The organism is Arthrobacter sp. UYP4 (genome assembly GCF_057291175.1).
The window spans coordinates 1-8,303 of record NZ_JBXAVU010000014.1 but is presented as its reverse complement, the minus strand read 5'-3'; the positions used below and the strand labels follow the sequence as shown (position 1 = coordinate 8,303).

Annotated in this window: 8 protein-coding genes and 1 pseudogene; 4 read left to right on the top strand and 5 right to left on the bottom strand. The window is 62.0% G+C overall.

The window, feature by feature from the left end; translation table 11 throughout:
* Positions 1-232: 232 nt before the first annotated feature.
* Positions 233-829 (top strand): recombinase family protein, encoded by a 597-nt coding sequence (locus AC0Z9V_RS18015; RefSeq protein WP_485142376.1) that lies wholly within the window; start codon positions 233-235, stop codon positions 827-829.
* Positions 830-1,054: 225 nt separating this feature from the next.
* The gene (locus AC0Z9V_RS18010; RefSeq protein ID WP_485142375.1) at positions 1,055-1,690 is read left to right on the top strand and encodes a GAF and ANTAR domain-containing protein; all 636 of its coding nucleotides are present in this window, start codon (positions 1,055-1,057) and stop codon (positions 1,688-1,690) included.
* Between the two features lie 255 nt (positions 1,691-1,945).
* On the opposite strand, the pseudogene AC0Z9V_RS18005 reads toward AC0Z9V_RS18010, so the two are convergent.
* The 3 genes and pseudogenes from AC0Z9V_RS18005 to AC0Z9V_RS17995 form a co-directional block, all read right to left on the bottom strand.
* Positions 1,946-2,443 (bottom strand): annotated as a pseudogene (locus AC0Z9V_RS18005) (manganese catalase family protein); the annotation flags it as partial.
* Positions 2,439-3,152, bottom strand: a complete 714-nt coding sequence (locus AC0Z9V_RS18000; protein WP_485142374.1) for a PAS and ANTAR domain-containing protein — start codon at positions 3,150-3,152, stop codon at positions 2,439-2,441. The pseudogene AC0Z9V_RS18005 and the gene AC0Z9V_RS18000, both read right to left, overlap by 5 nt.
* Before the next feature lie 170 nt (positions 3,153-3,322).
* Complete coding sequence (locus AC0Z9V_RS17995; protein ID WP_485142373.1) at positions 3,323-3,577, bottom strand: hypothetical protein; 255 nt, start codon at positions 3,575-3,577, stop codon at positions 3,323-3,325.
* Between the two features lie 413 nt (positions 3,578-3,990).
* On the opposite strand from AC0Z9V_RS17995, the gene AC0Z9V_RS17990 reads away from it, so the two are divergent.
* Both AC0Z9V_RS17990 and AC0Z9V_RS17985 read left to right on the top strand, forming a co-directional pair.
* The gene (locus AC0Z9V_RS17990; RefSeq protein ID WP_208739438.1) at positions 3,991-4,827 is read left to right on the top strand and encodes an alpha/beta fold hydrolase; all 837 of its coding nucleotides are present in this window, start codon (positions 3,991-3,993) and stop codon (positions 4,825-4,827) included.
* 129 nt (positions 4,828-4,956) lie between these two features.
* On the top strand, positions 4,957-5,556 hold the full coding sequence (locus tag AC0Z9V_RS17985; protein ID WP_485142372.1) for a MarR family winged helix-turn-helix transcriptional regulator: 600 nt from the start codon (positions 4,957-4,959) through the stop codon (positions 5,554-5,556).
* Between the two features lie 398 nt (positions 5,557-5,954).
* Here the strand turns inward: AC0Z9V_RS17985 and AC0Z9V_RS17980 are convergent, their stop codons facing one another.
* Both AC0Z9V_RS17980 and AC0Z9V_RS17975 read right to left on the bottom strand, forming a co-directional pair.
* Positions 5,955-6,641 carry a GNAT family N-acetyltransferase gene (locus tag AC0Z9V_RS17980; RefSeq protein ID WP_485142371.1) on the bottom strand — a complete coding sequence of 229 codons (687 nt, stop codon included), beginning with the start codon at positions 6,639-6,641 and terminating at the stop codon, positions 5,955-5,957.
* A 423-nt stretch (positions 6,642-7,064) separates the two neighbouring features.
* Positions 7,065-7,346, bottom strand: coding sequence for a hypothetical protein (locus tag AC0Z9V_RS17975; protein WP_485142370.1), 282 nt, complete (start codon positions 7,344-7,346; stop codon positions 7,065-7,067).
* Positions 7,347-8,303: the final 957 nt, after the last annotated feature.

Here is an 8,303-nt window from a genome sequence, read left to right as displayed (position 1 = left end):
CCCAAATAGTCTGCTGCTGCTCCGTCGTGAACTCCACACGCACCTCCACCACTCATCCTGCCAAGGAGTGGTGCATTGACCGGTTGAGGTCGCCATCCTTTGACTGGACGCTTGAGCGGGGCCCCGACCAGTCCGATCATCTTCATTGTTCGCGTGAGATTCTATAGCCCGCTGTTGTCTCAGCAATGTGTCTCGTGTCGAGTATTCTCATCAAAGTGGAATTGGGCCTTTGATGAGTGTGGGGAGCGCCGGGATGGGAGGTATCGGGTACGCGAGGGTCAGTACGCTGGAGCAGAACGTGGATCTGCAGCGCGCGGCACTGTCTGCGGCTGGCTGCGATCGGATTTTCACCGATCATGGCGTGAGCGGAACGAGGGCGAGCCGGCCGGAGCTCGATAAGCTCCTCGAACACCTCCGGAGCGGTGATGAGGTGGTGGTGTGGAAGTTGGATCGGTTGGGACGTAACACCCGGAGCCTGCTTGCCCTCATCGATGACCTGGAGAACAGGGGAGTGCACTTCCGAAGTGTCACCGAGGGCATCAGTACGACAGGGCCCATGGGGCGAGCGATGCTGACCGTAATGTCTGCCTTCGCTCAGCTCGAGCGCGATCAGCTCGCTGAACGGACCAGGGCGGGTATGGCCGCGGCTGCTGAGCATGGCCGGAAGGCCGGCCGACGGGAAGTCACGACCGACCATGCGAAAGTCAGGCGTGCCAGGGACCTCAAGGCCCAGGGTCTCGCCCCAGCCGATATCGGGAAGATCATCGGAGCCAGTCGGGCGACGGTGTACCGGTATCTCAGTATTGGCGGCAGTGAAGAAGCCGTGTAAGTTCCGTGCCAACACCGACGTAGGCTCGTGTGCAGTAGATTTCCTCATTCGCACCCAGGGCGCCCACTAGAGGGTGCGCCGTGATCACCCCATCCCGTCGTCAGGTTACCGAGTTGAGGACCCATGAGCCCTACAGAAAATGATCTATCGTTGTCGCCCTCTGCGGTCCTGCAGGACGCGGTTCTAGACAGCGAGGACGTGCGCGGGTTCCTTAATTCTTTGGCCATGACTGCCGCCGAGCAGTTGTCCACGGAGACGGCCCCGGTGTTGTGCGGGGTGACGCTTCTGCGGCCGCGCAGGATGGCGACGGTCGCCAGCAGCAGTGTTGAGGCCGAGAAAATGGACGAACTTCAGTACGAGCACAACGACGGCCCCTGCCTACGGGCTGCGCGGGAGGAGAAGGTGTACCGGGTGGAGGACTTCCGCACCGAGAACCGGTTCGGCGGGTACTCCACCGATGTCGCCGAACACGGGATGCTGTCCGCGATCGGAGTGCCGATCGTTCTCGACGGTAAGGCCAACGCCGGCCTCAACCTCTACTCGCCGCGGGTTCGCGGCTTCGACGACGCAGCTGTAGAGAAGGCGCGCGCCTTCGCTCAAGACACGTCCAACGCGCTGCGTACGGCGGTGCGGATCGCTGACCTGACTGATCATTCCAGGGACCTCGAGACCGCGATGCAGAACCGCACGACCATCGACCTGGCAGCGGGGATCATCATGGGCCAGAACAGATGCTCCCAGGACGAGGCCATGACGATTCTCAAAATGGCTTCCAATTCCCGGAACCAAAAGTTGAGCGCGGTTGCCGCCGCAGTCGTGGAAAGTGTCACTCAAGCCCCGGTCACTACCCACTTCGACTGACACCCAACACGTCGAGCTGCACCTGCGTATTTTGACCCGACGTGCTCATCCGGGTGTACCGAGGACGACACCAGCGGTGATTACGTCGATTGGTAGTGGGTGGTCAGCGGGTGAGTCGGTGTCAGGCGCGGGTGGCGTGGAAGTCGAAGCCACTGTCTTTGGAATGCTGGACAGTTGTCTGTGCCCTTGAATTACGGTGTACACGAGAAGGGGATGCCAGCTGTCGCCGGCACCCCCACCGCTGAGTGTTGGTAGTTACTTGGTGGTCATTGGGCCGAATGTCGCGTCGATGTCGGCCATCTCCATATCGGCCGTCGCCTGGATCAGGTTGAGCAGTTGGGGATCGAGCCCGGGGGCGAACTCCTCCAGCCGCTCGGGGGCGATCTCCGACGGCACGCCCTCGGGGGCCTGCTCGCTGGCGTCGAGGGTCGTTCCGTCGTTCGACGGGGACAACCCCTGGTAGATCTTGCCGGCCTCCGACTGACCCTTGAGATCGAAGGTGTACTGCTTGCTCTGCAACCCCAGGTCGAGGAGCTTCTTGACCTCGGGGAACTGCTCGGCGTTGGTCTTCGGGATCGGTAGCAGCGACTTCCAGTTCACCCCGAGGGTCTCGAGGGCCTTCGCGTAACCGTTCTCGTGGGCCTGGTCGCGGACGATCAGGTAGGAGATCGTGGAGCGGGCGGTCTTGTTGTCGGTCATCTCGTACATGCGGCACTTCTGCAGCCGGCCGGTCGCCTCGAGCATCAGCTCATGGGTGTTCTGGTTGGAGGGAGCGCAGGAATTGGCGTGCTTGTTCCTTGCCGTCGATCTGTCGGGGGATTTGGCGGCCGTGGGAGTCGACGATGTCTTGTGCGATGAGGTTGACCTTGCGGTTCGTGTCCTGGCTGTGCTGGGAGATGACGTTGAAGGCTTCGTTCGTGCTGATGCCGGTCATGCCGGCAAGGACCCCTTTGGCTTGGTCGATCGTGCTGCGCTTCAGGGTGGCAGCAGCGACGGCTTCGTTGGCGAGCCGGTGGGAATCAGTGTGGATCGAGCGGGTGAGATCGATCAGCAGGCCCCATACCCCGATGTGCTCGTCACCGTCGAAGAGCGGTCCGCCGACCACCAGCGTCTGGTAGTCCTTACCGTTCCTGTCCTGAAGTGTCAGGTACATCGACAGGGGACTGGTGTGTTCTGTCACTTCGGCCCAGAACGCTGCGCTGCTCTCTCGCATCGCCGGGTGGACGTGGGACTGGCCGAGCTCGAAGGTCGGTTCGATTTCGCCAGGCTGATACCCGTGCATGGTGAACATCTCGTCGGACCAGTGGAAGGTGTCCGTCACGAAGTAGTACTGGAAGGTCCCGGTCGGACAGTTCTTGAACAGGTGGGAGGGTACGGCAAAGCCAGGGTCGGTCTGCGAAGCCTTATCGGATGACTGCACGAGGAGATGGCTCTCTACGGGTCGTCGCAGAGCTAGCTGCATAACTCTGTTCGCCCTGAAGGATAGCAACCCGGTCCGACACGACCTCGACGGCCGCTGCAATGCTACTGCCCGGGTTTTTAGCAACTCATCCAGCAACCGATGACAGTGCGCCTCCAGCTACCTCTAACGAGTTCCCCCAACGAGGGTTTCTTCTGGGAGGCAGGCGAGGGTCAGGAGGGTTCCGGGGCGTTGAAGGCGAGGTCGAAGATCACGGGGTCTAGTTCCCAGAGGACTTGCTCGAGTACGGCTCGATCCATGGGTGGCAGGGTGGCTATGTCGTAGATGTATGCCTCGAGGTCGAAGAGCTCGAGGCTGCCGCCCATCGCGAAGCACTCAAGCCACAGCTCGGGCAAACCAATTCCAAGGAAGTGTACGGCGGCGGAAAGGGCGATGTGCTGCTCGGCGGCTGTCATCGGCTTGCCCATCGCTGTCCCTCCTCACGAGGTCGCTTCATGTCCCACAGTAGACCTTTGAAGTGCTCGCCCGGCCGTGCGCGACAAATTGCCTCTGACCGAGAAGCAGTACACCGCACAGGCCGTGCTTACTACCCAGCCGCTTCTTGACCAGATACTAAGCCTACTGACAAGTCTTGTGGGTCGATTGGGCAGGGGTCAAGCAGTCAGCACCGGGTCCTTGGTCTTGACCAGGGAGTGACGCGACCTCCACTGCCTATTTCCTTCTTTCAGGGCAGGATCTGGCGGGAGGGCCTGCCCACCACGGAAGGCACTGCGCCGCAACCGGGACCCATCCGAAAGACAGCATGCTGACGAATATCTAGGGTGAAAGACGCGCCTACGGCGCGTCACCGACCGCACAAGCATCAGAAGGAGAGATCCCTATGACGGAGATCGTCGCGCATCACGGTTTGTTCAAGAACACCAACCTCCACGTCGATGACACCGGTGGAACCGGTCGCCCCGTGGTCCTGATCCACGGGTGGCCCCTGTCCGGGGAGGCGTTCAAGAACCAGGTTCCCGCACTGCAGGCTGCCGGGTACCGGGTGATCACTTATGACCGGCGCGGTTTCGGCCGCAGCGACAAACCGATGACCGGGTACACGTACGACACGCTGACCGAGGATCTCCAGGCCCTGCTCGAGGAACTCGATCTGCGGGACGTGACCCTGGTCGGGTTTTCCATGGGCGGGGGAGAGGTCGCACGCTACTTCTCCAAGTACAGCCCGGAGCGCATCCGCAGCGTCGTGTTCGCCTCCGCGGTCCCGCCGTTCATGATGCAGGGCGAGGACAACCCCGACGGCCCCCTCACCAAGGACGCAGCCGCAGGAATGACCAAGGATCTGACGAAGGATGAGGAGTCGTTCTACGACGGGTTCACCACCGACTTCTTCTCCGCCAACGGGGAACTGAAGGTCACCGAAGGACAGCGTCAGGAAGCCCTCGACCTCTGCCGGCAAGCTGATAAGAAGGCAGCCCTGGCGTGCATGGAAGCCTTCGGGACCACGGACTTCCGCGACGATTTGCTCAAAGTCACGGTCCCGGCCCTGGTCCTGCACGGCGACGCCGACGCGACCGTCCCCTTCGAGGGCTCCGGGCAGCGCACCCACGCAACCCTCGCCGGCAGCGACCTCCACGTCATCAAGGATGGCCCGCACGGGTGTAACGTCAGCCACCCCGACGAGTGGAACCAGGCCCTGATCACCTTCCTCGCCAAGTAGAGGCACCACCCCTCGGACCGCATCGAGCACGCACTCAGCTCATGGTGATGGCCGGCCCAAGGCTCTCAGGGGCCGGCCATCACCAGCATCGACGCGTAACGAGTTTTCGAAGGAAGCGGAGGACGAAGTATGGATTCCGGCAGGAACGACGGCGGTGACAATGCCCATCCCGACAGCTATCCCGATAATCATCCCGGTGGGACGGACGGGGTCATGTCGCCGGATCAGTGGTCGACCAGCAGGCTCCTATCAACGGCGGCTCGTCTGTGGGAGCGGGAGGTCGCCAAAGACCTCCACGCGGCAAAACTCTCTCCCTCAGGTCTGACTGCGCTTCAGGCTCTTGCCGAGATCGGAACAACGAATCAGGCCCGGCTCGCCCGGCACATTCGCATCACCTCGCAAAGTCTGCGCAGGACTCTGAACAATCTCGAAAGCATCGGATACATCAGAAAGTCGCTTCGAACCATCGGGCACCGAGACATCAGCATCTCACTCACCCCGGACGGGGCGCAGGCGCTGACCGCGGTGCAGGGCAACACCCCTGAAGGCAAAGATGCTGACCCAACCGCTGTTGAACCGGGACGCACACTGCCGATCACAGCGCTGAGGAAAGACCTCGTGGAACTCCTCCAGCGCATAACCCCTGTACCGGAACACCCTGACAAGAACACGGACCGAAACACTGCCAGGAACACGGACCGGAACACGCTGAATTCTTCAGAGGTGTGAACTCTTCGTCACCGCCGCCGCTGGCATCCCTGTTATCCCGAAGACTCGGTGAGGCTGGTGGGAGGGTGACGCGTCGTCGCCACCTGGATGGGCACCATACCCGAAGGCGGAGCCGTGCCTACGGTGCCGCCCGGGAACCGGGACGAACACTGCAGTCCTCGGCCTCGGCAGCGGACTCGTCCTCGCCGTGACAGCCGGTGGAACCTATCTGGTCCGGCGCAGCAAAGCCCAGGCATCATCGACCGGTTGAACGTGGTCCTCTGCTCAGGCAGTAGTTACGACAGTGCCGCACACCTGAGCGTGCGGCACTGTCGTCTGAGAATACGGAACCTGTTCGCTGCGTACTACGGTGAGAAGCGGCCGCACATCAGGAAGGTCCTACCCTGCGTCTCGTCACGTCAGTGGTGGCCGGTGTACTGCTGGTACTGGGGGTGGTCGGCGAGGAACGCGTACGCCATCGCACACCGCGGGACGAGGTTCAGGCGCCGCTTGTGGGCATCGAGAACGATGTTGCGCATCAGGGTCTGATCGGCGCCCTGGGCCCGGAAGCCCGGCAGTTCGGTGCCCATGACGAGGGTCAGATTCCCGCCGGTCATCGTGTACTTCATGTACGCCGCAAGATTCCCGTCGGTGAACAGCTCGAACCGGCAGTACAGGGGGTTATCCCGGAACTTCTCGCGGGACGTCTTTGCGACACCTGAGGTTTCTGCCGCCTCAGCCCGCAGGTCGAGTTCGTCGACGAGCATCTGATACCGGTCCAGCGCACGGTAGGGCGGGTAATCGGTGTCGATCACCCTATACGCCTGATTCGCCAGGATCCTCAGCCGCCGCATCGACAGCGATGCCAGCTCAGCTGGAGTTAACTCCTCGACGATCAGGTCATCGTCGTCGTGGTCCTGTTCGGAGGCCACCCACGCTGTCAGCTGATCCGTGTCGACCGCACCGGACCTACTCGCACGAGCAAGCCGCGCAGGCGTTACAAGCATGTCGGGCACCGCGAGAACTGTGAGCCGCGGTTCTCGGCTTGGCACTCGGGCTGGTTGCGGGGTGGTCTGTGGTGCGGGGTCGTTCAGAAGGTCGGTCATGGCCGTCTCCGGGGTGCTATGCACATCCGTGGCCTGTGTCTAGACCTATGTGTGCTTCGAACACTAGACCTAATCCACGGAAACACCACCAGCAGAAGCTGAACATCCGATGACCAGACCTCGCGAACTGTACCGATCACGGGACGGGCGGAGGGTCATGGGCCGTGAAGCGGTGAAGCGGTGAAGCGGTGAGGCGGGGCGGCAGGGCACGAACCTTGCACAGCGTCCCTGCCGCCCCTGCGCGTCCTCCTGCCCACTGCTAGACAAACGAAGACGCACCTTTCAAGTAGGTCTCTCATCTGGGCGAACCACCAGTGACGAACAACTCACACGGGAAGATACCCAACAGCCCCGTCGCGTGCCACGCGCGCGGGGCATCACCAGTGCAACGCCTGCATCCGCGGTCGCGCCGGCGGTGCGTTCCTATCTGTCTTCGAGCCCGGTGTCCGTACAGGTGACGTGCTGAAAGAACCCCCGCAGCTGGTCATCCCATTCCTTCTCCACGAGACTCTGCAGCCCCTCGTCGAGAAGGTGCCGCTCGAGCTGGGGCAGATCGCCCCTACCGAAGACGTAGTCAGCGACAGCCTTCTCGGACGCGTTGCCAGCGACCGCGATGTACTCGAGCCACACCTCCCACGGTTGAAAGCCATGGCTCTGCACCAGTTCCACCACGTCCCGCTGCTGGGCACCCAATTCGGCGCTCACCGATCGTTCCTTTCCTGAGGCTGCTACCCCTCCATCAAGGTCATCAGACCGGTCATTAGCCCGCCACCAGGAAAAACCGCTTGCACCCGGTCGTCCCAGTGCCCCCAATGAACACAACTGCTGGTCGAGCCGAAACGCCGATCACCACCACGTCCAAAGTTGTTGCGCACCCAAGGAGAAGTCTTGGGCTCATGGTCCGGTACCGCCCGGAATACAGCGATACCTTTCAAGCTCCGATGGCCATGCTGGCAAAGGACGGCACTGGCCCCGCTTACAGGACGGCTTCTCCCTAGGACCAGCACGTAACGGCTCACCCACAGGTGGACGGCTTCGAGCTCCACCCTTCGGGCTCCACCCGCCCACAGGTGGATGAACAACATCGTGGGCTGCAGCTGACCTCACCTCGACCGTCTCCAGTGCCACCATCAGCCCTAACCCGGACCAGTTCATGCTGTAGGCGACCACGCTGGGAGGAGGCTGTGCACGCCCACCGCTCGCTCGAGGTGAGCTATTCCGTGTCCGCAAGGTGGTGGGTGTGTGAAGACGGGTTCTCTGGTTCCTGCTGTCCATGTGTGTGCGGGACAAGCAGCGAAGCGTACGGAGCTTGTGCCGTGCACAGGTGGTCAGGAGGCGCACGAACCCTCGACACGCGCCGAACGGTCCCAATCGACTCTGCACCACTCATCTGCGACATCTTCTCGAGCTGCTGGTTCTGCCGCTCCCCAATCTGACTCCCAAAGCCCTGATGCGAGCACTTTTGAGACGACACACAGCGAGACAACTTTTCGAGACAAGGTCAGGCCTGTGGTTACGGGGGAGTGGTTGCGCGACGCTCGGCTCGATCGAGTGTCTCGCAAAGCTTTGGCGACCTCAACCGGTCAATGCACCACTCCTTGGCAGGATGAGTGGTGGAGGTGCGTGTGGAGTTCACGACGGAGCAGCAGCAGACTATTTGGG